The sequence below is a fragment of the Streptococcus sp. 22.1 genome (genome assembly GCF_016648645.1).
Taxonomy (GTDB): domain Bacteria; phylum Bacillota; class Bacilli; order Lactobacillales; family Streptococcaceae; genus Streptococcus.
The window spans coordinates 115389-141204 of the sequence record NZ_JACLQK010000006.1 but is presented as its reverse complement, the minus strand read 5'-3'; the positions used below and the strand labels follow the sequence as shown (position 1 = coordinate 141204).

The following is a 25816-nucleotide window of genomic DNA, read 5'->3' as shown; positions in this document are numbered from 1 at the left end:
ATGGGACTTTTTGTGTACACTTAAAAAGCTCTATAATCTCTACAGTGGTTTTACCCACTACAGAAATTATAGAGCCTTAAAGAGTCTCTCCGATTGGAGGGATTCTTTTTTACTGAAAATCCTTAATATGTAAACTTATGCATTATATATGTTAAAATACCTGAATTTAGTGTATAATCATAAACATGAAACGAAATTTTGACTCAGTAAAACGCCTGGTTATCAAAATCGGGACTAGCTCTCTGGTTTTACCATCAGGGAAAATTAATCTTGAAAAAATCGATCAATTAGCTTTTGTCATTTCTAGCCTGCATAATAAAGGGATTGAGGTTGTCCTCGTATCCTCTGGTGCCATGGGCTTCGGGCTCAATGTCTTAGACCTAGACAAGCGACCGGCTGAAGTTGGTAAGCAACAAGCCGTCTCAAGTGTAGGGCAGGTAGCCATGATGAGCCTCTATTCTCAGGTCTTTTCACATTACCAAACCAAGGTATCTCAGCTTCTTTTGACCCGTGATGTGGTCGAGTATCCTGAGAGTCTGGCCAATGCCATCAATGCCTTCGAGAGCCTCTTCAAGCTTGGAGTTGTTCCAGTTGTTAATGAAAATGATGCTGTCAGCGTAGATGAAATGGACCATGCGACTAAGTTTGGGGACAACGACCGCTTGTCAGCTATCGTAGCTAAGATTGTTGGTGCTGACCTACTCATTATGTTGTCAGATATTGATGGGCTCTTCGATAAGAACCCAAATGTCTATGAGGATGCCACCCTTCGTAGCTATGTCCCAGAGATTACAGAGGAAATTATAGCCTCAGCTGGTGGTGCCGGTAGTAAATTTGGTACAGGTGGTATGATGAGTAAGATTAAGTCAGCTCAGATGGTTTTTGAAAATCAAAGCCAAATGGTTTTGATGAATGGTGAAAATCCACGTGACATCCTTCGTGTCCTAGAAGGAGCCAAGATTGGTACACTCTTTAAAAAGGAGGACTAAGATGACATATATCGATACACTAGGTCAACAGGCCAAGGTGGCAGGTCGTCAGATTGCTAAATTGTCAACAGCAGCTAAAAACGACCTTTTAAATCAGGTAGCTAAAGCTCTAGTAGCTGAGAGTGCCTATATTATCACTGAAAATGCTAAGGATATGGCCAATGCTAAGGAAAATGGTATTTCAGAGATTATGCAAGACCGCTTGCTCTTGACGGAAGACCGTATCGCAGGGATTGCTGAGGGTGTCCGTCAGGTGGCAGATCTTCAGGACCCAATCGGTCAAGTAGTTCGTGGCTATACGAATCTGGATGGTCTCAAAATTGTTCAAAAGCGTGTTCCTATGGGTGTTATCGCTATGATTTTTGAGAGCCGTCCCAATGTCTCAATCGATGCCTTTAGCCTTGCCTTTAAAACCAATAATGCCATTATTCTTCGTGGAGGACGTGATGCCATCAATTCCAACAAGGCCTTGGTTACAGTAGCTCGTAAGGCTTTGGAAAATGCGGGTATCACAGCAGATGCCGTTCAGCTGGTTGAAGATACCTCTCATGAGGTAGCAGAAGAACTCATGGCGGCGACTAAGTATGTAGACTTGCTCATCCCTCGTGGTGGAGCTCGTCTCATCCAAACGGTTAAAGAAAAAGCCAAAGTTCCAGTCATTGAAACGGGTGTTGGTAACTGTCATATTTATGTGGATAAATATGCTAACTTAGATATGGCGACACAGATTGTCATCAATGCCAAGACTCAACGACCAAGCGTGTGTAACGCTGCAGAATCGCTGGTCGTTCATGCTGATATTGCGGAAGACTTCTTACCTAATTTGGAAAAAGCTATTTCAAAAGTTCAGGCTGTTGAATTCCGTGCGGATGAAAAGGCTTTGAAACTTATGGAAAAATCCGTACCCGCTTCACCAGAAGATTTTGCGACAGAGTTTCTTGATTATATTATGTCTGTTAAAGTGGCAGACAGCCTTGATGAGGCCATTGATTGGATTAATACCTACACGACATCGCATTCAGAGGCTATCGTAACTCAGGATATCAGTCGTGCGGAGCAATTCCAAGATGATGTAGACGCTGCAGCTGTCTATGTTAATGCCTCAACCCGCTTCACCGATGGTTTCGTCTTTGGACTAGGTGCTGAAATCGGAATCTCAACCCAAAAAATGCACGCCCGCGGTCCAATGGGACTTGAGGCCCTTACCTCAACCAAGTTCTATATTAATGGCCAAGGTCAAATCAGAGAATAAACCATCAAGCTCCATGAAGGAGCTTTTTTAAGTTAGTTTGCTAGAGTATGAAGCATCTGGTATACTGGTAGTATCATAAAAAAAGGGGATTTTATTATGATTGAAGCCTACAAAAAATTTTGGAAGGGCTATGTCGATTTCACGGGACGTTCAAGCCGTTCAGATTATTGGTTTGCAGTATTAGCAAATATTTTAGTTCTTTGGGCTTTTGGGATTATAACATCCATATTTATAGGTGCCAATGGTGGTAGTATGGACGGCGCACTAGGTACTATTGCAACGGTAATGATATTGGCTATGTTTGTATATTGTCTTGCCGTTATATTACCATTTATTTCAATTCAAGTACGCCGTTTGCGTGATGCTGGCTATCACTGGGCATTTATTTTCTTACGTTTCGCCTTAGGAATAGGTGGGATTATACTCTTGGTTTTGTACTGCCAACCAACAAAAGTAGAAGTGCCATTTAACAACTTCAATAACCCACAGCAATAAAAAGTGTTTATCAGACTTATAGGTTGTTCCTTAGGTCAATTTGTCATACGATAGGTCTTTTGGTATAGTAGAAGTATCAAAAAATGAGGAGATTTTATTATGATTGAAGCTTATAAGAAGTTCTGGAAGGGCTATGTAGATTTTGAGGGACGTTCAACACGTTCAGATTATTGGTTTGTTGTTTTGGCTAATTTTCTGCTGATAATGGCTTTATATATTGCGGCAATTATTTTTGCGGTGGCAGGGAGAAATCAGCCAGGTAGTTTACCTAATATTATTGCTTACATCTTTTTGATTTTAATAATTTTATATGCTTTTGCTACAATCTTACCATCTCTTGCAATTCAAGTACGTCGTTTGCGAGATGCAGGCTATCATTGGGCTTATATCTTCTTACACCTTGGTTTGGGAATAGGTGGAATTGTACTTTTAATCTTGTTCTGTCAACCAACTAAGGTTGAGTATCCATTCAACAACTTCAATAACCCACAACAATAATAATGACTTAACAGCCTCGCTAGGCTGTTTTTTAGTTGATTTGTCACTTGTTATACTGGAAGTATCATAAAAAAGGGGGATTTTATTATGATTGAAGCCTACAAAAAATTTTGGAAGGGCTATGTTGATTTTACGGGACGTTCGACACCTTCAGATTACTGGTTTGCATATTCGGCACATCTATTGATTTTCTTTACTTGGTATTTGCTCATAGCAGTATTTGAAAGAATGGAATCTGAAACAGGATCAAGCGATTTATTTACTATTGGTGTTATTTTACTACTTATCTTTTTTGCCTATGGTGTTGCTGCGGTTTTACCTGGTATTGCTCTAACGGTTCGTCGTTTACGTGATGCTGGCTATAATTGGCCGTATATTTTTATTCCTTTAATCCCATTTGTCGGTATTTTTATCTTCATTTTTCTATTATGTCAACCAACAAAAGTAGAAGTGCCATCCAACAACGTCGATAACCCACAGCAATAATGACAATCAGCCAACTCTTTGAGTTGGTTTTTCTAATGTCAAAAAAGTTTTATGTTAATGTTGCACATTTTAATATTTCTGATATAATCTTATCTGAGACTAATCAATACTAAAATATATTTAAGAAATGTGAATATTCTATGAAACTACTTCGTCATTTAAAAGAAAAACGTTACCTTATTTTGGCATTTACCCTACCGGCTATTCTTTTGGCATTGGCTATTGTCTTTTTGCAGCCTGCGCAGAATCATGCTAAGGTCCAAGTTAAGGTGGGGACTAAGCAATCATCATCAAGCAAACCCAAGGCTTCATCCAAGTCATCGAGCTCAAGTTCGTCGTCATCTTCTTCAACTTCAAGTGAGTCTTCAAGCGAATCGTCGTCATCAAGCTCAACGGTAGAAGCAGCTAGTCAGACAGAAGCAAGCTCAACTCCTGCGGTAGCATCGGCACCAACGCCTTCTTCAGCACAAGAGACTTATCAAGCTCCTCAGTATAACTATGTGCCACCAACAACTTATACCGAGTCACATAGTGAGGTTTCAAGCTATACAGCCCCTGCCTACAGCGCAGATGTTAGCTCTGGAACAGCAGAATAAGAGTCAAAGAGAAGGAAAGTTAGACTAAAAATGAAAAGTAAAGTTTTAGTGTTAGTGACGGCTTTGTCTAGTTTAGTCCTCTTGACAGCTTGTTCAAACCTGCAGAATGGCTTAACAGCGTCGACTTCATCTTCATCAGTAGAGCAGTCACAATCAAGTAGCAGTGAAAGTTCAAGTCAGGAGGAGAAAGTAGATATTTCTTCCTATGATAGCATCATCAGCAAGTACCAAACGGCTGTAGCTGACAATCAAACTGACGCTTCAATTAATCCTTTGGTGGTGACCTATGCTAATTCTCAAACAAGTCCTGCCTCAACGGTCTATACTTATCGTGATTTGGATGGTAATGGTGTTGATGAGTTGATTCTTGCTTTTAAGCCAGGTAAACTCTTTAAAGAACATGTGATTACGGATATTTACACTATCTCTAAGGATAGTGGTCAGGTGATTCGTCTGACAGAAGGTCCACAACTGGGCATGTTGGGTGAGCGTATGACATTGGCCTACCTCATGGATAACACCTTTAGCTACTATGGTAGTGCTGGTGCTATGGCTGGTGGAGGCTCTGGCTACCGCTTTAGTAGTGATGGTCAGTCTCTTGTAAAAGATGACAGTGATTCGGGTGCAGACAAGGTTGATCTTTCTAATTGGGGTTGGAAGGATCTGAGTAGTGCCTCTACTAATAGTAGTTCTAAAACATCGTCGGAAGATAAAACAAGCTCAACCTCACTTAACGCTGATGAATTGAAAAATGGTAACTATAAGTCAGCCGTAGGAACATGGAAGTCTTCAAATGGAAAGACCATTACTATTACTTCGGATGGACAGTTGAATCTCTGGGGCTATACTTACCCTATTGACAAAGTCTCATCCAATCAATATGTGTCAGGTATCTATAGCTTAACTTATGTTGATTCTAGTCCAGTTGGGAATACTCCAATTCAGCTTTGTCCTAAGGGAGTTAGTGATGCAAGTGATGCGGGGGATAACAGTAAGGACCGTATTCTAGCGACGAATGGAGTGCCATCTGAGGAAAGCTATTTTTACAGAGTGGATTAATCTTATCAGATGATATAGTAACTAAAGAGTTAGGCCTCGGGTCTGGCTCTTTTACTATCCTGTCAACTTACAGAACGAGACAATTTCTCTATTCTTGTGCTATAATAAAAGTTATGACTAATGAATTTCACCATGTAACCGTTCTATTACACGAAACTGTTGATATGCTTGATATCAAGCCCAATGGCATCTATGTTGATGCGACCTTGGGTGGCGCAGGACATTCGTCTTATCTTTTGTCGCAATTATCTGAAAAGGGTCATTTGTACTGCTTTGATCAGGACCAAAAGGCTATTGATAATGCTCAAGTGCGTCTCAAGGACTATATTGATAAGGGTATGGTGACTTTCATCAAGGATAATTTCCGTAATCTCAAGTCCAACCTTGAAGCCTTGGGGGTGTCTGAAATTGATGGCATTCTCTATGACTTGGGTGTCTCTAGCCCACAGTTGGATGAGCGTGAGCGTGGCTTCTCCTATAAACAGGATGCCAAGCTAGATATGCGTATGAATGAGGAGGAGAGTCTGACCGCTTATGATGTGGTCAATACCTATCCTTACAACGATTTGGTGCGCATTTTCTTCAAGTATGGTGAGGACAAGTTCTCTAAACAAATTGCACGTAAGATTGAACATGCTCGTCAGGTTAAACCAATTGAGACCACGACGGAACTGGCGGAAATCATTAAATCAGCTAAGCCTGCTAAGGAATTGAAGAAGAAGGGCCATCCGGCCAAGCAAATTTTCCAAGCTATTCGCATCGAAGTGAACGATGAGCTTGGTGCTGCGGATGAGTCTATTCAAGAGGCCTTGGATTTACTTGCTGTGGATGGTCGTATTTCGGTCATTACCTTCCACTCTTTGGAGGATCGATTGACTAAACAGCTTTTCAAGGAAGCTAGTACGGTAGATGTGCCTAAAGGTCTACCCTTTATTCCTGAAGACCTCCAACCTAAGGTAGCCTTAGTTAATCGTAAGCCAATCCTACCTAGTCAGGAAGAATTAGAAGCTAATAACCGCTCGCATTCTGCTAAATTGCGTGTGGCTAAAAAAATCAGGAAATAATTATGGAAAATAAGGAACATCAGATTGTCAATAGAGCCATTAGAAACCATATTCGTTTTATGACGCGTATGGAAAAGGCCTTCTATTCGGCAATTGTTTTGACAGCTATTGTGATGAGTATTGCAGTTGTATTTTTACAAGGGCGTAATCAGGCTATCAAGCAACAAATCACAGACCTTAATAGCAAGATTAGTGATGAAAAAACAGAGCTTAATAATGCAAAGCAGGCGGTTAATGAGTTGACAAACTCTGACCGTATTAAAGAGATTGCTAATAAGGCAGGCCTGTCTATTAATAACGATAGTATTAAGAGTGTGAAGTAACCAATGAACAGATTAAGAAAACTTAAACATTTATTTCTAAACTATGTCGTTAGGGATAGGCGAAAGCCAGCCCAGAATCGACAGCACGTTGGTCAGAACCTTATGGTTCTCAGCATCTTTATCTTTTTCGTCTTTATTATCAACTTTGTGGTGATTATCGGGACAGACAGTAAGTTTGGTGTCGATTTGTCTACCCAGGCTGCTAAATCTTATAACACTAAGACCACGGTGGCTGCCAAGCGTGGGACGATTTACGACCGAAATGGAAATGTTTTGGCTGAGGATTCAACCAGTTATGCCATTTACGCTATCGTGTCGACCAGTTATGTGTCAGCGACTCAAGAAAAACTCTATGTCCAAGATAGTCAGTTTGACAAGGTTGCTGATATTTTAAAGGATAAGCTAGGAATTGAAAAGAGTGATTCCTTGGCCCAATTGCGTACTAAGGGTGCCTACCAGGTTTCCTTTGGGCTAAAGGGGAAGGGAATTACCTACTCTGTTAAAGAAGAACTAGAAAAAGCCTTTAAAGATGCGGGAATTAAGGGGATGGCCTTTGAAGCAACAACGTCACGAATGTACCCTAATGGAACCTTCGCGTCAGAGTTTCTTGGTCGTGCCGAAGCTGTTGAAAATAAAAAAGACGGCTCATATTCTTTAATTGGTCAAACTGGTTTGGAGCGCTCGCTCAATAGCCTCTTGACTGGAACAGATGGAGAGGCCATCTATGAAAAGGATAAAAACGGTAATACGCTTCTAGGTACGGAAACCATTACCAAGGAAGCTATCGATGGTAAGAACATCTATACAACCTTGTCAGCGCCTCTCCAAACCTTCTTAGAAACGCAGATGGATACCTTTATGGAGCAGACGCAAGGTGTCAATGCTTCAGCGACAGTTGTTAATGCTAAGACAGGTGAGATTCTTGCAACGACACAACGTCCGACCTATAATTCTGATACTCTTGAGGGACAGGCTAAGAAAAACTATGATTGGGTTAACCGTCTTTACGAAGCTCAGTATGAGCCTGGATCAACCATGAAGGTCATGCTCTTGTCAGCTGCTATTAACAATGGAAGCTTTAACCCGAATACGACCTATAGTAATGCTAATGGTATTAAGGTTGACGACGTTGAAATTAATGACTGGTCAATCAATGAAGGTATCTCAACAGGTCGTACCATGTCATTTGCCCAAGGCTTCTCTTATTCAAGTAACGTTGGTATGACCATGCTGGAACAAGAGATGGGAGACAAGGTTTGGTCTAGCTACTTATCTCTTTACAAATTTGGTCTTCCAACCCGTTTTGGGATGGTCGGTGAATCTTCAGGGGTTGTCTCTCGAAACTCTGTTAATATAGCTCAATCGTCCTTCGGACAAGGGATTTCGGTGACTCAGGTGCAGATGCTTCGAGCCTTTACCGCTATTTCAAACAATGGTATAATGCTAGAACCTCAATTTATCAAACAAGTTGCCGATACTAACCAAGGCACAGTTCGTACAGCGAAGAAGGAAGTTATCGGTAAGCCAGTTTCTAAGCAGGCTGCCTCTGAAACGCGTAACTATATGATTTCCGTTGGTACAGATCCAGAGTTCGGTACCCTTTACAATAAATCTGAAGGGTCACCTATTATCCAAGTTGGCAATTATGATGTTTCAGTTAAGTCTGGAACGGCTCAGGTTGCTGATGAGAAGACTGGGACCTACAAAGTTGGTTCCAATGAAACCCTCAATTCAGTTGTAGCCATGGTACCTACAGATAATCCAGAATATATCATGTATGTGACTGTACAGGAGCCTAAGACTTGGGATAATAATTTTTATGCAACTGTGGTTAACCCGGTTTTGGAAGAAGCCATGTCTATGGGAGACACCCTAGATACTTCTGTGTCTGAAGGTAGTGAAAAGACCGAGGAAACGAGCTATCAAACCGGCGATATTATCGGTAAGAGTCCGGGCGAGACAGCTAACACCCTTCGTCAAAACTTGATTCATCCGATTGTTCTGGGTGTTGGTGATAAGATTGAGAAGGTTTCTGTAGATGCCAAAGCCAATATCAAGGCTAATGAACAGATTCTTATCATGACCAATGATTTCACAGAACTTCCAGACATGTATGGTTGGACCAAGAAGAACGTTGAAACCTTTGCCAAATGGAAAGGCATTAAAGTTACTTATAAGGGTGGCAAGTCAGGGACTGTTACCAAACAAAGTGTTGCGGCAGGAAAAGCCCTGTCTAAAACCAAGAAGATTACCATTACTTTAGGAGACTAAGATGACTATGAGTCTGATAGCAGGTGTGGCCGCCTTTGTGTTGACGGTGCTCGCCATGCCTCACTTTATTACTTACTACAAAATCAAGAAAATCGGTGGCCAACAAATGCATGAAGATGTGAAGCAGCATTTGGCTAAGGCTGGAACACCAACTATGGGAGGGACAGTCTTCCTAGTGGTTGCCATCTTGGTTAGCTTGATTTTTAACTTCCACGTCTTTAGCGAGGGCCACCAAGCCTATGGTGCTACAGTAGGGATTCTCTTTGTAATTTTGATTTATGGAATCATCGGCTTCCTTGATGATTTCCTTAAGATTTTCCGTCAAATCAATGAGGGACTTAAACCTTGGCAAAAGATGGCCTTGCAGATTATTGCGGGTTTGCTTTTCTACTTTATCCACGTACTCCCTAGTGGGACAGATAGCCTAGCTATTGGTGGATTAACCATTCATCTCGGTGTCTTTTATGTTCTCTTTGTCCTATTCTGGATTGTCGGTTTCTCAAATGCTGTGAACTTGACAGACGGTATTGATGGTTTAGCTTCTATCTCTGTGGTTATCAGCTTGATTGCCTATGGAATTATCGCTTTTGTCAAGGGTGAGTTCGCTATCTTGACTATCATTATCACTATGATTGGGGCACTTCTTGGCTTCTTCGTCTTTAACCACAAGCCAGCCAAGGTCTTTATGGGAGATGTCGGTTCCTTGTCACTTGGAGCTATGCTTGCGGTTATCTCTATTGCCCTACGTGTAGAGTGGACCCTACTCTTGATTGGTGTGGTTTATGTCTTTGAGACAGCTTCTGTCATGCTACAGGTCAGCTATTTCAAATACACTAAGCGTAAGTATGGTGAAGGTCGTCGTATTTTCCGTATGACACCATTCCACCATCACCTCGAGTTGGGTGGTCTTTCAGGTAAGGGTGACAAATGGTCAGAGTGGAAGGTTGATGCTTTCCTTTGGACAGTTGGAGCACTTGCAAGTGCCATTACCCTTTGGATGGTTCTTGGAAACGTTATGAAATAAATGAAAAGAGCAGAAATGCTCTTTTTCTGTTATAATGATAGGGATAGACTAGATAGAAAAGAAGTAACTAAGCATGTCATTTAAAGATTTTAATTTTAAAACATTTATTCAGGAGGCTCTTGACGAGATTAAGTTTAAAGAGCCAACACCTGTTCAACAGAAATTGATTCCTGTAGTCCGTTCAGGTCGTGATTTGGTTGGTGAATCAAAGACGGGTTCAGGGAAGACACATACCTTCCTCTTGCCAATTTTTGAGAAACTAAATCCAAAGAGTGGTGATGTTCAGGTTGTTATTACAGCACCATCACGTGAATTGGCGACACAAATTTACCAAGCGACAAAACAAATTGCCAAACACTCTGAGACTGAAATTCGTGTGGTCAACTATGTGGGTGGTACAGACAAGCAACGTCAGATTGAGAAACTCAAGGTAGCACAACCTCATATTGTTATCGGGACACCAGGTCGTATTTATGACCTAGTTAAGTCTGGGGACTTGGCTATCCACAAGGCCCATACCTTTGTTGTTGACGAAGCTGATATGACCATGGATATGGGATTCTTGGATACTGTAGACAAGATTGCGGCAAGTCTGCCTAAGGAAGTTCAAATTTTGGTCTTCTCAGCAACCATTCCTCAAAAATTGCAACCATTCTTGAAGAAGTATTTGACCAATCCAGTCATGGAACAAATTAAAACTTCAACAGTTATTGCGGATACCATTGATAACTGGTTGGTATCTACCAAGGGTCGCAACAAGAATGAACAGATTCTTGAGATGCTTAAGGGGATGCAGCCTTATCTAGCAATGATTTTCGTTAATACCAAGGAACGTGCTGACGATTTGCACAGTTACCTAGTGTCAAATGGTCTTAAGGTTGCCAAAATTCATGGAGGTATTCCACCACGTGAACGTAAGCGTATCATGAATCAAGTCAAGAAGCTTGATTTTGAGTACATTGTAGCGACTGACCTTGCAGCGCGTGGAATTGATATTGAAGGGGTTAGCCATGTTATCAATGATGCCATCCCTCAAGATTTGTCCTTCTTTGTTCACCGTGTAGGACGTACAGGACGTAATGGTTTGTCAGGAACAGCCATCACCCTCTATCAACCAAGCGACGACTCAGATATTCGTGAGCTTGAAAAGATGGGGATTACCTTTGACCCTAAAGTCTATAAGGACGGTGAGTTTCAAGATACCTATGACCGTGACCGTCGTGCCAATCGTGAAAAAGCCTATCAAAAACTTGATACGGAAATGATCGGTTTGGTTAAGAAGAAAAAGAAAAAGATTAAACCTGGCTATAAGAAGAAAATTCAGTGGAAGGTTGACGAGAAACGCAAACGTGAACGTCGTGCGGCTAACCGAGCTAAGGGACGTGCTGAGCGTAAAGCTAAGAAGCAAAGTTTCTAAGCATTGGCTTCTAGGTGAAAGCAAATATTAATTTAAAAATTCAAGAGGTTGAAACCAAAGTGTTTCAGCTTTTTTGATTATTATCAAACTTTTTGGAAAGTCAAAAGACCTTATTTAGTTTGAAGATAAATTTTTCTTTTGAGCCTAAGGTCTCAAAACTTCCCAACGCTTATGACTACAAAGTTTTAGGCGTCATTATCACGGCGACAAGTCTCAGTATATGCTCACTACACTCGCAAAATAATTGGCTGTCTTAAGAACTGAAAATGTGATGAATAAATAGTTTTTTACTATTTACTACAAAAAAAACAACAAAATGATACAAAAGAAAGTTGATTTTGATAATTTAAGCTAAACTAAAAACATATAGAATGCCTTATTAATAAAAGTTGACACATTTTAAATAGCTTAATTAAAGCCATTTTTAAAAAGATTAGATTCTATAATGTTTATGGAAAAAGGGAAAATTGTTGCAAAAGACAAGTATGAATTATTACTTGAAACTTGTGATAATTCCAATGATTTTTTAATATATACTGCAACTGATGGAGGTAATCACCATGAATACAATATTACGAGCCTGTCATTTGAATAAATCATTTGGAAAACAAGAGGTATTAACCGATCTCAATTTCGAAATTCATAGAGGTGACATTGTTGGCTTAATTGGGAAGAATGGTTGTGGAAAGACTACTTTAATGAAGATGATCTTAGGACTTACTCCACTCACAAAAGGGGAAATTCAATTTGAAGGGGATTCAGAATATACTACTAAAAGAAATAGTTTAAATAAAATTGGTTTTCTCCTAGATTGTAAATTATTTGAAGATTTTTCTGCATATGATAATTTGAAATTATTCTCGATGTATTCTTCATCAATTGATAAAAGTGAACTAGATAAACGAATTAATAAGTTGTTAAAATTTGTGGGTTTAGATAATAGTAAAAAACTAGTAAAATCTTACTCATTTGGCATGAAGCAGAGATTGGGTTTAGCATTGGCCTTGTTAGATGATCCTGAGTTTCTGATTCTAGATGAACCATTTGTGGGTTTAGATCCCACAGGAGTTAGAGTTCTTTTAGACTATATTGTGAAGTTACGCCGTGAAGAAAAGGTTACAATATTAATCTCATCACATCAGTTACATGAAATTGAAGAGATTTGTGATTATTTCCTATTTATAAATGAAAAGAGTATTGAAACACATACTAAACTAGGAAAAAATAAAATAATTATTACTTTAGAATATGCAGTGCCGGAGTTGGAACAAAGTCTTAGTAAATTAGTTACCCTAAAAGAAGGTCAGATAATCTTACCACATGATATGATGTTATTGAATTCGATTCTGAAGCTCATTTATAAATATAATTGTGAGATAAAGGACATCACGATGAATGACTCTATTGAAGAATTATTTAGGGGGTGAAAAAATGCAATCAATCGTTTTAGCAGAACTATATAAATTATTGAAACGGAAAAATTTTATTATATTAGCTATACTATCATTGTGGTCTTTGATTTATGGTTTTGGTGCCTTTTTACATTGTGACTTTGTAAAAATAGGGGCTAAATTAGATTTAGTTACCTTTATCACCACGATGTGGACATTTTTATTAATATTAACTATCCCGTTATTATTAATTTTATATACTTCTTCCTTTATTTTAGGAGGAGAGATTCAAGGAGGACAAATCTTATTAGAGGTAAATAGAGTCACTAGTAAGAAAATATTGATAGTCTCTAAGTATATTGTTGTTATCCTATCAATATTATTTTTATATATCTTAAATTGCTTGACGTCGTTAGTCACTTATATTTGCTTTATATCTCATACTGAGTTCGGTTATACACGATTTTGGGAGCTACATGCTACAAATGTACAATCAATAGTAGTTAGTTTAGTGAATTTAGGATTTATTATTTTGCTTGCTAGCATTGCTTTTTATCTATCACTAAATATTTCGGCAATAATGGCTTCGTTTGCAAGTCTAGGTGTTTACTTTTTATGTCAACTTCTATCAAATATTACTATGATTTCTAAATTTATTCCTGGATATTTTTTTGTTGTGCCTAATTATCACTTTACAATTGGATTATCTCTAATTCATTTACTAAGTTATTTTTTGCTTTGTATACTGTTATTGATTGCTACCATGAAAGGGTTTGAAAGTAAGGCGTTTTGAATGATATAATATTAGAAAAAGGAATTTATAGAGACAGATGTATAAAGTAGCAATTTGTGATGATGATAGCTTACAAGTGAGTAATTTAGAAACTCATATTTCAAAATACTTTGATGAAATCAATGTCCAATATGAAATTGATGGCTATTACAAAGGAGACCGTCTGGTAAACACCATGAGTGGACAGACTGACAACTATCACTTGATATTTTTGGATATTGAAATGGCGGGTCTAAATGGTATAGAGACTGCTAAGTTATTGAGAAATATTGATAAAAACTTTATACTCATTTATGTCACAAGCTATGAGCAATATGCTTTAGAAAGCTTTGAAGTCTCTCCATTTCGTTATCTAATAAAACCTGTATCTATTGAAAAATTAAGAGAGGTTCTCAGAGATGTTCTGGTAGAATTAACTGCAAAACAGAAATTTTTATTTTATCAGATAGGTATGGAACATTTCCAAATAAGTTTAGATAATATTGTGTGTTTATATTCTGAGTTTGGTAGAAAAATTCACCTTGAATTAGTTAGCGGTAGTGATACATCATTTTATGGGAGGATATCAGCAATTGAAAAAGAATTACCTCCAACTCATTTTGTTAGGGTTAATAGTGGAACAATGATTAATTTAAACCATATAGCTTCATTTAATCGGAATGATGTAACTATGATAAATGGCAATTGTATCGCTATTAGTAGAAGTCGGAAGAAAGCCGTGAGAACAGCATACAGCCATTTTATTGAGAGGAGTTTCGGTTTATGATTGATGTATATAAATCAGTGGGACTGCTCTCTCTTTTTTTATTCCAAAGCTTTGTTGTTTGGTTTTATTTACAACACTTTTTTGTGATCAGAATTTCCAAAAGCAAGTTTTATTGTTTGATCTTATTTGTTTATTTTATTGGCCACACATCAATAACAATAAATCATAATACATTGTTAGATTTTAAAATCTTATCTTTGCTATTAACTTTCCTGATTCTTTTCCTCTTTTTATCGGGAGATGTGATGAAAAAGGTATTTCATTATTTATTCCTGATCTTTTGGTTTTTGATTCAAGAAGATATAACAATATTGCTATTACATCAAGTTCAACAAACTAAAGAAATCGTAATCTTTTTCGCCCAATTCTTTTTGATGTTGTTAGCACTTTTATTTGTGTTAGGATTAAAACACTTTAAAATAGATAATCTATTTGAGCTGAACAAAATAGAATACGGTTTCTTATCGTTGCCTCCATTTTTGTCTATTTTTTTACTGTTATATAAGATTCCACTACCTTTAAGTCGAGTTTTGATATTTGATAGTTATTTATTATTGATAAACATTGTTATAATTGTGCTTTACAATTATTTAAGTGAAAAAAATTTTGATATTATCAAAGGCAAAATTGCTTTTGATGAAAATAGCATGACCAGTGAAATCATTCAACAAGAAGAAGAACTAGCAATTCTCAGACATGATTTAAAAAATATTGTTTCCTCAATAGATTTTTATGCAGATAGTAATGATTTTGAAAACATCAAAGCAATAACTCAGGAGATACTAGGACAGGAGGTTTTTAATCGCAAGATTACAGGATGTATACCAATTGACGCTATATTAAATCAAAAAATATCTAAAATGAAAAAAGATGGAGTCCAGTTTCATCTAGATTTACAAATCCCCTATAATTTAGATATAAGTTCGATTGCTATAGATTCTTGCGCTATTCTTGGAAATATTATCGACAATGCAATAGAGGAGATTGAACGTAATGGATTAACGAATCCAATCGAAATAGTATTACGTTTTAAGAATAATAAATTAGTCTTTAGAGTGGCGAATCCTATACTTACTTCTGAAATAGATATCAATTATGACGGAATGAAATCTATAAAATTACCTAATAGACGTGGTCTAGGAATAAAAAGTAGTTATGATAGAATCATGAAACTGAAAGGACACCTGAACATTAATATACAGTCAAATCAATTTGTGGTACTAGTTGTTATTCCTTTAAAAGTAAAAGAACCTGTAAGTTCTAAGCTGAATCAACTCTCAAAAATCCAGTAGTGACATAAATGTCACTACTTTTTTGTTGGCTTTCTATCTATAATACAATCATAGCTTTTGAGAAAAGGCTAAAAAATATTTTAAAGGAGGTTGTTACTATGACAACACAAATCATTAACAATTTTAACTCACTTAATTCCGAAGATCTTTCTACTGTTAAGGGTGGAGCATGTAGTTTTTGGGGAGCTACAGCTGCCGTAGGCGTCGGGGCTGTTGGAGGAGCCATTAAAGGTGGTATTCAAACAGGTACTTGGCAAGGTGCAGCCTTAAAGGGTATTGGTTATGGTATTAAAGATGGGATTACTTATGGCCTTATTTGTCGTTATTAGGCGATTACTGAGTCAATTTTTTGGCCAAATAGTACTTGCTCTCCTAATTTATGGGCTTATATTCTTTGCTTGGCAACACTTTAGAGGAGAAATTTTCTCAATTGTGTGCATCTATGTCAGTATATCCCTAGCAGATGACGTCTATCATCTGGCAGAAGAATATGTTAAAAAGAAAGTTAACTAGGAATACCTTCCTGTTTGAAAAATAGTTAAAGGCTTGGCAGATTGAATGTCAAGTTTTTTTGTGGTAAAAGTGCTAAAATAGAAATCATGAAAGACACGATTCGAATTCTTCATATTAATGATTTACACTCTCATTTTGAACAGTATCCACAACTCAAGCGAGCTGTGGATGATTTGAGTCAGACGGATAGGGAGTTGATTAAGGTAGATCTTGGGGATAATGTGGATAAGTCCCATCCCCTATCTGATGCGACAGCTGGGCGTTTTAATGTAGCCCTGATGAATGAGTTGGGGATAGACTATGCGACTATTGGAAATAATGAGGGGATTGGTCTGGCTAAGGATGAGCTAGACTATCTTTATGAGCAGGCCAAGTTTCAGCCAATTATAGGAAATCTCAAGGATGAAGGGAGTCAGCCTGAATGGGCCAAGCCCTATCTTATCCATAAAACTAAAGCAGGTACAAACATTGCTTTCTTGGCCTATACCTTTCCCTATTACATTACCTATGCTCCCAACGGTTGGCAGATGTTAGAGCCTATGGCTCGGTTGGAAGAGGATTTGGCTCGCCCTGAGGTAAGGGATGCAGACATAGTCGTCGTTCTTAGTCATCTAGGTGTTCGTTATGATGAGCAGATTGCAGAGACTTACCCTCAGGTGAATCTTATTATCGGGAGTCACACGCATCACCTTTTTGAAGAGGGCAAGTTGATTAATGAGACTTATTTAGCGGCTGCAGATAGGTATGGTTATTATATCGGTTGTATTGATCTTACTGTGAAAAATGGGCAATTGATAGAGTGTCAGATTGAGGCTATCCCCACCAAGTCCTATATCTTGGATTTAGACAAGGAGGACGAAACCTTTATCAAGGCCATGCGTGAGGAAGGCCATCGTCGTTTAGCTCAGAAAAAAGTAGCTAATCTAGGTCGAGAACTAGATTTTGATGAGACCTGTCAATTGGTTTTACAGGCTGTTTGTCAAGAAACAAATAGCCAATTAACGCTTTTAAATACTGGACTTATCATGAAAACGCTGGGTCCACAAGTGACCATGGCAGACCTTCAAGAAGCCCTTCCCCATCAGATGCGGATGGCGCGTCTAGTCGTGACAGGACAAGAACTCAAGGAAATCTGTCGTGAAGTTTTTACCAAGGCTGAACTCCTTAAAAACCAAGCTATTAAAGGTATGGGATTTAGAGGGAAGACATTTGGTGAAGTAATCACGGGGAATTTTGCTTACAAAAACGGTAATTTGTTGTATAATAGAAGGGTTGTAGATTCCAATGAGAAGTTTAGTTTGGTCCTTGTGGATCAATACTACTTTGCTTCTTACTTCCCTACAATTAAGGAAAAGGAGGTCACTCTTCTTTTTCCGGATTTGTTAAGGGAACTTGTGGCCAAGTATTTAGGAAAAAATGGTGCCAATTGGGATAAGATATAGAGACATTATTACAGCATCAGGATAGAAAATAAGAGAGAGCAGAAAGGATGGCACATGCGTAAAGAAATCTTGCCAGAAATGTTTAATTATAATAAATATCCAGGGCCAGACTTTGTGTATGTGGCTGACCTTCTGAAATCAGATGCCTGTCAGTTTACGGTTCTTGAAAATCACAAGGATGCTTTAGACGCTACCCGCTTTGGGCAACGTTTTTCTGAAATCATGCTCAAGTATGATTATATTGTTGGGGACTGGTCTAATGACCAGCTTCGCCTTAAGGGATTTTACGAGGACGAGCGCCCTAATACGCGTAAGACAGACCGTATTAGCCGATTGTCGGAGTATTTGCGTGAATACTGTGCCTTTGGCTGTGCCTACTTTATTTTGAAAAATGAAGAGCCGCAATTAATCGTCTTTGAAGAGGAGACTGAGCCTCGTCGCAAGCGCCGTCGTTCTAATAATCGTCGTCATTCTTCTCAGGAATCTAGAGATAGAGAGCACAATGCTTCTCAAAATAATAAGGGGCAAAAAGCTTCTGCTAAGCAAAAGCCAGACAAGTCCAAACGAAGAGATAGGGATCAAGAGGGCCCAAACTTTGAGAAAATCAAGCGTCGTCCTAAGTTTAAATCTAGATCCGAGGACGGTGGCCGTGAGCGTAAGTCTAACTTCAAGAAGAGTCAGAAGCAAGCTCCAAAATCTAAAGGTCAAAACACCCCATCGAAGAAACAAAGCCAGACCAAGTCAGATGGTCAGCATTTTACAATCAGAAAAAAAGGAAATTAAACTATGTCAGAAGTAACAGCAAAGCCAGAACGTCGTAAACGCCAGAAATTGGAGGATATGGAAGGCTACAAACCTTCTATTTATGGTCTTACTCGTGATGAGTTGATCGACTGGGCTATGGAACACGGTGAAAAGAAATTCCGTGCGACTCAAATTTGGGATTGGCTCTACAAGAAGCGTGTGCAGTCTTTCGAAGAAATGACCAACATTTCTAAAGATTTCATTGCCAAGTTGAATGAGAATTTCTGCGTAAACCCATTGAAACAACGTATCGTTCAAGAATCTAAAGATGGTACAGTTAAGTATCTTTTTGAATTGCCAGATGGTATGTTGATTGAGACTGTTTTGATGCGTCAACACTACGGTTTGTCTGTCTGTGTGACAACTCAGGTTGGATGTAACATCGGTTGTACTTTCTGTGCCAGTGGTTTGATTAAGAAACAACGTGACTTGACTGCTGGTGAGATTGTGGCACAAATCATGTTGGTACAAAAGTACTTTGATGACCGTGGCGATGGTGAACGTGTTAGTCACGTGGTTGTTATGGGTATCGGTGAGCCATTTGATAACTATGACAATGTGCTTCGTTTCTTGCGTACTATTAACAATGACAATGGTCTTGCTATTGGAGCGCGTCACATTACAGTGTCAACATCTGGTTTGGCACCAAAAATTAAGGAATTTGCCAACGAAGGTGTCCAAGTTAACCTCGCCGTATCACTTCACGCGCCTAACAATGACCTTCGTTCAAGCATCATGCGTATTAACCGCTCATTCCCACTTGAAAAACTCTTTGAAGCTATCGAGTACTACATCCAAACAACCAACCGTCGTGTAACTTTTGAGTATATCATGCTTAATGAGGTCAATGATCACCCTGAAAATGCTCAAGAGTTGGCTGATTTGACTAAGAAAATCCGTAAGTTGTCATACATCAACTTGATTCCTTACAACCCAGTATCAGAGCACGACCAATATAGTCGTTCAACCAAGGAACGTGTGGCAGCCTTCTACGATGTGCTCAAGAAAAACGGGGTTAACTGTGTCGTTCGTCAAGAGCACGGTACAGATATCGATGCTGCTTGTGGACAATTGCGTTCAAACACTATGAAACGTGACCGTCAAAAGGCTGTAGCAGAAGCTTCTGGTAAATCAGAAGGTAAGTAAGATGTTTCAGCTGACGACTTGGGTAGAAAAGGACGGAGAGCTAACACCAAAAGGAAGACAGGCAAGCCAAGTTTTGGTTTGTGCTTATCTCCTTTGTTTAGTGATCCTATGTTGGACACCCCAGTATGGACTAGTTGAAGGTGTTGAAACTCCTGGGATTCAACATTTTGGTCGTGTGGTGGTCCTCTTGACCCCATTCAATAGTTTGACTAACTTTTATCAGTTGGATAGTCTTAAAGAGATTGTCTTTGTGCTTGGGCAAAATGTGACCAACATTTTCTTGCTGAGTCCGATGATTTTAGGACTTTTAGCCTTGTACCCCAGATTTAGGTCTTGGCAAATGGTCCTTTTAGCCACGTTTATCATGTCTTTGACGATTGAGGTTGGACAAGTCATTCTAGACCTTCTCATTGATGCGAATCGTGTCTTTGAGTTAGATGATTTATGGACCAATACTTTGGGAGGTTTGGTGGCACTAGGTGTCTACCGCCTCCTTGTAAAACTGATTCAAACGCATTTTAAAGAGTAAAAAACCTGGGACCCTACGCATCCCAGGTTTCACTTATTTTCTATCATATAAATACAACACATTCAAAAGAGGGAAAAATGAATAAACACTTTTGGAGAAACAATGAAACACTTAATGATGACAGTAGTCACCGTATTGACACTAGGAGCAGCAATGCCAATGGTTAAGGCAGATACTTATCAAAGTGGCCGTGATGCCGATATTATGCGAGAAAGAGGGCAGGTTTGGAACTATTCTGAGGTTAAGAGAGAGCCTCAATTAGTTAACTACAACACCGATGGTCGCTATCTTAGTGAGGCAACTAACTTTGAATTATACAATTTTGTCAGAGAGTATAAGACATCTGATGAAATCAGACGCATTTGGAACCCCAAGAAGGACGAATCAGTTATCCACGATAAGGATAGCTACTCTATTGATGATGGGCACAAGGTCTATAATTTTGACTCCTTTGCTTATCAATTGCCAGAGTCTACTGATTTTGGGAAATTGACTTATATTGGTTACTTTCAGTTAGAAGATGGTACAATTTATCGCTATTGGAAATAACCTTTTGTTAGAATTATAATCACTCGTTTGTAAGGATAGGGGGAATCACTTGTTTTTTAAAGAATCAATCATTGCAAAACTTTGGTGGTTTTTCAAGTTAGAAAAACGCCGGTATATTGTCGGGATTTTGGCACTGAGTCTGGTTTCGGTACTCAATCTGATTCCTCCTATGGTTATGGGGCGGGTCATTGATGCTATTACATCGGGAAAATTGACCAATCAGATCTTGCTTTTGAATCTTGTGTATTTGCTTTTGGCAGCTTTAGGAATGTACTATTTGCGGTATGTTTGGCGGATGTATATCTTGGCGACCTCTTATCGCTTGGGTCAGATTATGAGGTCACGCCTTTTTGAGCATTTTACCAAGATGTCGCCTTCTTTTTACCAAAAGTACCGAACAGGGGACCTCATGGCTCATGCAACTAATGATATCAACTCCTTAACCCGCTTGGCTGGTGGGGGTGTCATGTCAGCCGTGGATGCTTCTATCACAGCCTTGGTAACCTTAATCACCATGTTCTTCAGCATTTCCTGGCAGATGACCCTGGTGGCTGTCTTACCCCTACCCTTCATGGCTTTTGCGACCAGCCGTTTGGGACGCAAGACCCATAAAGCTTTTGGAGAATCCCAGGCAGCCTTTTCAGAACTTAATAATAAGGTTCAGGAGTCGGTATCAGGGATCAAGGTAACCAAGTCTTTTGGCTATCAGGAGGCTGAGCTTCAGTCCTTCCAAGAGACCAATAAGATGACTTTTAAAAAGAATATGCATACCATGAAGTATGACAGCTTTTTTGATCCTTTGGTCTTGCTCTTTGTTGGCTCATCTTATGTTTTAACCCTTCTTGTCGGGGCCTTTATGATTCAGGCTAATCAGATAACGGTCGGAAATTTAGTAACCTTCATTACCTATTTGGATATGTTGGTTTGGCCTTTGATGGCCATTGGTTTCCTCTTTAATATCACACAGAGGGGAAATGTATCCTACCAACGTATTGAAAATCTTCTGGAGCAGGAATCAGATGTTCAAGATCCTGCACATCCTCTCCCAAGTATCGAAAATGGTCGCTTAGAATATGCGATTGACCGCTTTGCTTTTGAGGATGAGGATACTTTGCGAGATATTCATTTCACCTTGGACAAGGGCCAAACCCTTGGTTTGGTTGGACAGACTGGCTCAGGAAAGACGGCCCTTGTCAAGTTGCTCTTGCGGGAGCACGATGTTAATCAAGGAGCCATCTATTTAAATGGCCATGACATCAGAGACTATCGCCTATCAGACTTGCGTAGCTTGATGGGGTATGTTCCTCAAGACCAGTTTCTCTTTGCCAGTTCCATTTTAGACAATGTTCGTTTTGGTAATCCTGACCTCGCCTTTGAAAAGGTGGAAGAAGCGACTAAGTTGGCTCAAGTTTATGAGGATATCAAGGCTATGCCTGAAGGCTTTGAAACGATCATTGGTGAAAAGGGTGTCAGCCTATCAGGTGGTCAAAAACAACGTCTGGCCATGAGTCGTGCCATGATTTTGGATCCAGATATTTTGATTTTGGACGACTCCTTATCTGCGGTTGATGCCAAGACAGAACATGCCATTATTGATAATCTCAAGCATACCCGCAAGGATAAGACGACGATCATTACCGCCCATCGTCTTAGTGCTGTGGTGCACGCTGACCTCATCTTAGTCATGCAAAATGGTCGTATCATTGAACGGGGCCGTCATGAGGACTTACTAGCTCAGGGTGGTTGGTATGCCAAGACCTATGAGTCTCAACAGTTAGAAATGGAAGGAGGAGAAGTTGATGCCTAATCAAAACCAATGGTCTGTGTTTAAGCGTCTCTTGACTTATCTCAAGCCTTACAAATTCTTGACCTTTCTAGCTTTGACCTTCCTCTTGTCCACTACGGTTATCAAGAGTATTATTCCCCTTGTGGCCTCTTATTTTATCGACCACTATCTTCATGATATGAATCAGGCGGCAAGCTTGATTCTGATTGGTTACTATGGTCTTTATCTCTTGCAGACGCTAGTCCAGTATTTGGGAAATCTCTTTTTTGCGCGTGTGTCCTACAGTATTGTCAGGGATATTCGCCGAGATGCCTTTGCCAATATGGAAAAACTGGGGATGTCCTACTTTGACAAAACTCCAGCAGGCTCTATCGTTTCTCGCTTGACCAATGATACTGAGACTATTAGCGAGATGTTTTCAGGGATTCTGTCTAGCTTTATTTCGGCTATCTTTATCTTTGTTACCACCCTTTACACCATGATGATCTTGGACATTCGTCTGACCGGGCTTATTGTGCTCTTTCTCCCTCTGATTGTTCTTTTGGTTAATCTCTACCGCAAAAAATCAGTGGTCATCATTGAAAAGACCAGAGCCTTGCTTTCAGATATAAATGCCAAACTGTCAGAGAGTATCGAAGGGATTCGCATCATTCAGGCCTTTAACCAAGAGAAACGTCTCAAAAAAGAGTTTGATGCCATTAATGAGGAACACCTGATTTACGCCAGCCGTTCCATGTCACTGGATTCTCTCTTTCTACGCCCAGCCATGAGTTTACTGAAGCTCCTGGGCTATGCTGTTCTCATGGCCTACTTTGGCTACCGAGGTATCTATTTGGGCATCACAGCAGGGACCATGTATGCCTTTATCCAGTATATTAACCGCCTCTTTGATCCCTTGATTGAAGTGACACAAAACTTCTCAACCTTGCAAACTTCTATGGTCTCAGCCGGTCGGGTCTTTGCCTTGATTGACGAGCGCACCTATGAGCCTGAGCAGAGAGACACAGATGCCAAGGTTACCGAGGGGAACATTCGTTTTGAAAATGTTTCCTTCTCCTATGATGGTAAACACCAGATTTTAGATAACATATCCTTCTCTGTCAATAAAGGTGAGACCATCGCCTTTGTCGGTTCTACAGGTTCCGGAAAATCCTCTATTATCAACGTGTTTATGCGTTTCTATGAGTTCCAATCAGGGCGAGTTCTTCTTGACGGTGTGGATATTCGCGATTATAGTCAGGCAGAGCTGCGTAAGAACATTGGTCTCGTCCTTCAGGAACCCTTTCTCTATCATGGTACAGTCAAATCCAATATTGCCATGTATCAGGATTTAACTGATGAAGAGATTAAAGCAGCCGCTGAGTTTGTGGATGCCAATCACTTTATCGACAAACTTCCAGAAGGCTATGATGCTCCAGTTTCTGAACGAGGTTCAAGTTTTTCAACTGGCCAACGCCAGCTTCTAGCCTTTGCTAGGACCGTTGCTAGCCAACCTAAGATTTTGATTCTGGATGAAGCGACAGCCAATATTGATTCGGAGACAGAGGCTATTGTCCAAAATTCTCTAGCAAAAATGCGTCAAGGTCGCACCACTATTGCCATTGCCCACCGCCTATCGACGATCCAAGATGCCAACTGCATCTATGTCTTAGACAAGGGTCGCATCATCGAACACGGTAGCCATGAGGAACTCCTAGCTCTCGGCGGTACCTACCACAAGATGTACAGCCTACAAGCAGGTGCAATGGAAGGAGAGTAAGATAGTTTAGAGCATAGATTCTATATTCGAAAAGATTTCTTAAAAATCAAAATCGAGTGGTGACATTTATGTCACTACTTTTTTGTTGGCCTACAACCTATAATAAAACCATAGCTTGAGAGAAAAAGCTAAAAAATAATATTTTAGGAGGTTGTTAGAATGACAACACAAACAATTAACACTTTTGAAACGCTCGATTTCGAGGCACTTGCAAACGTTGAAGGTGGAAAAGTCAATTGGGACCGCTTATCTAGTAGCGCTAGTGGTGCTGCTGAAGGGATTTACTTCTGTGCCGCATCAGGTGCCCCACTCTTTACGCTTGCACCTTATGCTATTGTAGGGTGTGGAGTTGTCGGAGCTGGTCTTGGTTATGCTTTCCCACATTAATTAAAAATTTACTAATCATGAAACTACAAAATAATAATGCAGTAGTATTACAGTTATTAAGACTAGGAAGTGCTGCAATAGTTGTTCTTCTCATTAATTTAGGTTTTTACCTTTATGGAAAAGAGACTCCGGTATGGATTCTGTTTGGATTAGGCTTGCTTACTATAATTGTAGGGTTGATCAATATTATTTTTTACCGGTTATCACAAAAACAATCAGTAACAAAAAGCTATTTGACGCTTAAACAATCATTTGGTATTTTCCTTAGTGTTTCATTGTTTGTCTTGTGTGTCGAGTTTTTCAAACTACTAACACTAACGGACTTTACGGATCGCATTATATTATTTATCTTAATGCTATTATTGATTTTATTTGATATTCTTACTTATTTTCAAGTCAAAAAATATTTTAAAAGATAAAAGGTATCTATAATCATGACTAAAAAACGCCTAGTGTCTCTAATGATGTCTATGGGCTTCATCCTTGTTGCCTTACATAACTTGGGAGAAAAACTGAGTTTTGGACTTCAATGCCTAAATCTTATTGGGTTATGTCTTTTTCTCTTTCTTATGTGTACGATTATCAAGGATATAAGGTCAGACAAGTAGTGACATAAATGTCACTACTTTTTTATCGGCTTCCAATCTATAATAAAAATCATAGCTTTGCACAGATAGCTAAAAACACTTTAAGGAGAAAAGTATGTTCAAAAACTCAAAACCGTATTTACTGGCTACCATTCTCATCGGAATGGGCCTTGCTAATCTATTTAGAAGTTTGGATGCAGTCCACCATACCATTAACTTGTTGGGGATAACCTTGCTTCTTTATAGTCTGCTTTTTAAAAAATGGGCACAGTTTAAAAAGTAACTTGTGGCCCCTTTGAACGTGAGGTGCTTGCAAATGCTTATTTTTGATGTTCCCGAAGTAAAATTATTCTTGCTAATGATAGCGGAGATTGTATTATATTTGATTGCTTTTCTTTGTAATAGAAAAAACAAAGATATGTATATTCGCTTATTTAAAGTATCAGTACTAATGACGCTATTGTATTACATCTCCAGTAGAATTTAATCGCTAAGGTCTTTTTTGAGATCTTACAGCAGTATAAAAAAATACAGAAAGGAATAGAGTTTAATGTAATAGCTTATTCAGTTTACAAGACTGACTGAGGTTATTCATAGC

General features: G+C 39.2%; 27 protein-coding genes. All 27 read left to right on the top strand.

The genetic code is table 11. The features are described 5' to 3' along the window. Nucleotides 1-185 precede the first annotated feature (185 nt). The 27 genes from proB to H7U04_RS04685 all read left to right on the top strand — a co-directional run bounded on the left by proB (nt 186) and on the right by H7U04_RS04685 (nt 25501). Nucleotides 186-989: a glutamate 5-kinase gene (proB, locus tag H7U04_RS04815; RefSeq protein WP_110981234.1), complete on the top strand. Its 804-nt coding sequence runs from the start codon at nt 186-188 to the stop codon at nt 987-989. Between the two features lies 1 nt (nt 990). Further along, entirely contained in the window at nt 991-2241 is a 1251-nt protein-coding gene (locus H7U04_RS04810) for a glutamate-5-semialdehyde dehydrogenase (protein ID WP_110981235.1), read from the top strand. A 96-nt stretch (nt 2242-2337) separates the two neighbouring features. Then, nucleotides 2338-2736, top strand: coding sequence for a DUF805 domain-containing protein (locus tag H7U04_RS04805; protein WP_110981236.1), 399 nt, complete (start codon nt 2338-2340; stop codon nt 2734-2736). A 99-nt stretch (nt 2737-2835) separates the two neighbouring features. Then, nucleotides 2836-3234: a DUF805 domain-containing protein gene (locus tag H7U04_RS04800; RefSeq protein ID WP_110981237.1), complete on the top strand. Its 399-nt coding sequence runs from the start codon at nt 2836-2838 to the stop codon at nt 3232-3234. Nucleotides 3235-3321: 87 nt separating this feature from the next. Continuing rightward, nucleotides 3322-3720, top strand: a complete 399-nt coding sequence (locus H7U04_RS04795) for a DUF805 domain-containing protein (RefSeq protein ID WP_107372349.1) — start codon at nt 3322-3324, stop codon at nt 3718-3720. A 140-nt stretch (nt 3721-3860) separates the two neighbouring features. After that, nucleotides 3861-4316, top strand: coding sequence for a Wzz/FepE/Etk N-terminal domain-containing protein (locus tag H7U04_RS04790; protein ID WP_107372348.1), 456 nt, complete (start codon nt 3861-3863; stop codon nt 4314-4316). A gap of 30 nt (nt 4317-4346) precedes the next feature. Continuing rightward, nucleotides 4347-5375 (top strand): DUF6287 domain-containing protein, encoded by a 1029-nt coding sequence (locus tag H7U04_RS04785; RefSeq protein ID WP_110981238.1) that lies wholly within the window; start codon nt 4347-4349, stop codon nt 5373-5375. A gap of 113 nt (nt 5376-5488) precedes the next feature. Then, complete coding sequence (gene rsmH, locus H7U04_RS04780) at nt 5489-6439, top strand: 16S rRNA (cytosine(1402)-N(4))-methyltransferase RsmH (protein ID WP_201059359.1); 951 nt, start codon at nt 5489-5491, stop codon at nt 6437-6439. Between the two features lie 2 nt (nt 6440-6441). Beyond that, nucleotides 6442-6762, top strand: coding sequence for a cell division protein FtsL (ftsL, locus tag H7U04_RS04775; RefSeq protein WP_002891750.1), 321 nt, complete (start codon nt 6442-6444; stop codon nt 6760-6762). Nucleotides 6763-6765: 3 nt separating this feature from the next. Next, nucleotides 6766-9033, top strand: coding sequence for a penicillin-binding protein PBP2X (pbp2X, locus tag H7U04_RS04770; protein ID WP_110981240.1), 2268 nt, complete (start codon nt 6766-6768; stop codon nt 9031-9033). Between the two features lies 1 nt (nt 9034). Then, entirely contained in the window at nt 9035-10057 is a 1023-nt protein-coding gene (gene mraY, locus H7U04_RS04765) for a phospho-N-acetylmuramoyl-pentapeptide-transferase (protein ID WP_002891748.1), read from the top strand. 73 nt (nt 10058-10130) lie between these two features. Further along, a complete protein-coding gene (locus H7U04_RS04760; protein WP_014634998.1) occupies nt 10131-11474 on the top strand; it encodes a DEAD/DEAH box helicase in 1344 nt (447 codons plus the stop codon). Nucleotides 11475-12034: 560 nt separating this feature from the next. Continuing rightward, entirely contained in the window at nt 12035-12901 is an 867-nt protein-coding gene (locus tag H7U04_RS04755) for an ABC transporter ATP-binding protein (protein WP_073686178.1), read from the top strand. A gap of 4 nt (nt 12902-12905) precedes the next feature. Further along, on the top strand, nt 12906-13658 hold the full coding sequence (locus H7U04_RS04750; RefSeq protein WP_073686194.1) for a hypothetical protein: 753 nt from the start codon (nt 12906-12908) through the stop codon (nt 13656-13658). Nucleotides 13659-13695: 37 nt separating this feature from the next. Then, on the top strand, nt 13696-14424 hold the full coding sequence (locus tag H7U04_RS04745; RefSeq protein WP_073686177.1) for a LytR/AlgR family response regulator transcription factor: 729 nt from the start codon (nt 13696-13698) through the stop codon (nt 14422-14424). Then, nucleotides 14421-15716 (top strand): GHKL domain-containing protein, encoded by a 1296-nt coding sequence (locus H7U04_RS04740; protein ID WP_073686176.1) that lies wholly within the window; start codon nt 14421-14423, stop codon nt 15714-15716. Before H7U04_RS04745 ends, H7U04_RS04740 begins: the two co-directional genes overlap by 4 nt. Nucleotides 15717-15814: 98 nt before the next feature. Next, on the top strand, nt 15815-16045 hold the full coding sequence (locus H7U04_RS04735; RefSeq protein ID WP_002884558.1) for a Blp family class II bacteriocin: 231 nt from the start codon (nt 15815-15817) through the stop codon (nt 16043-16045). Nucleotides 16046-16315: 270 nt separating this feature from the next. After that, a complete protein-coding gene (locus H7U04_RS04730) occupies nt 16316-17671 on the top strand; it encodes a bifunctional metallophosphatase/5'-nucleotidase (protein ID WP_110981241.1) in 1356 nt (451 codons plus the stop codon). A gap of 54 nt (nt 17672-17725) precedes the next feature. Continuing rightward, entirely contained in the window at nt 17726-18454 is a 729-nt protein-coding gene (locus H7U04_RS04725; protein ID WP_110981242.1) for a YutD family protein, read from the top strand. 57 nt (nt 18455-18511) lie between these two features. Continuing rightward, the gene (gene rlmN / locus H7U04_RS04720) at nt 18512-19621 is read left to right on the top strand and encodes a 23S rRNA (adenine(2503)-C(2))-methyltransferase RlmN (protein ID WP_096832658.1); all 1110 of its coding nucleotides are present in this window, start codon (nt 18512-18514) and stop codon (nt 19619-19621) included. Nucleotide 19622: 1 nt separating this feature from the next. Next, nucleotides 19623-20150, top strand: a complete 528-nt coding sequence (locus H7U04_RS04715; protein ID WP_110981243.1) for a VanZ family protein — start codon at nt 19623-19625, stop codon at nt 20148-20150. 102 nt (nt 20151-20252) lie between these two features. Continuing rightward, nucleotides 20253-20699, top strand: a complete 447-nt coding sequence (locus H7U04_RS04710) for a hypothetical protein (RefSeq protein ID WP_257056677.1) — start codon at nt 20253-20255, stop codon at nt 20697-20699. Nucleotides 20700-20748: 49 nt separating this feature from the next. Then, nucleotides 20749-22506 (top strand): ABC transporter ATP-binding protein, encoded by a 1758-nt coding sequence (locus tag H7U04_RS04705; RefSeq protein ID WP_110981244.1) that lies wholly within the window; start codon nt 20749-20751, stop codon nt 22504-22506. After that, entirely contained in the window at nt 22499-24244 is a 1746-nt protein-coding gene (locus H7U04_RS04700; RefSeq protein ID WP_073686172.1) for an ABC transporter ATP-binding protein, read from the top strand. Before H7U04_RS04705 ends, H7U04_RS04700 begins: the two co-directional genes overlap by 8 nt. A 159-nt stretch (nt 24245-24403) precedes the next feature. Next, nucleotides 24404-24631, top strand: coding sequence for a Blp family class II bacteriocin (locus H7U04_RS04695; protein ID WP_073686171.1), 228 nt, complete (start codon nt 24404-24406; stop codon nt 24629-24631). 17 nt (nt 24632-24648) lie between these two features. Beyond that, entirely contained in the window at nt 24649-25050 is a 402-nt protein-coding gene (locus tag H7U04_RS04690; protein ID WP_037604712.1) for a hypothetical protein, read from the top strand. Between the two features lie 283 nt (nt 25051-25333). Next, nucleotides 25334-25501: a hypothetical protein gene (locus H7U04_RS04685; RefSeq protein ID WP_171963547.1), complete on the top strand. Its 168-nt coding sequence runs from the start codon at nt 25334-25336 to the stop codon at nt 25499-25501. Nucleotides 25502-25816 lie beyond the last annotated feature (315 nt).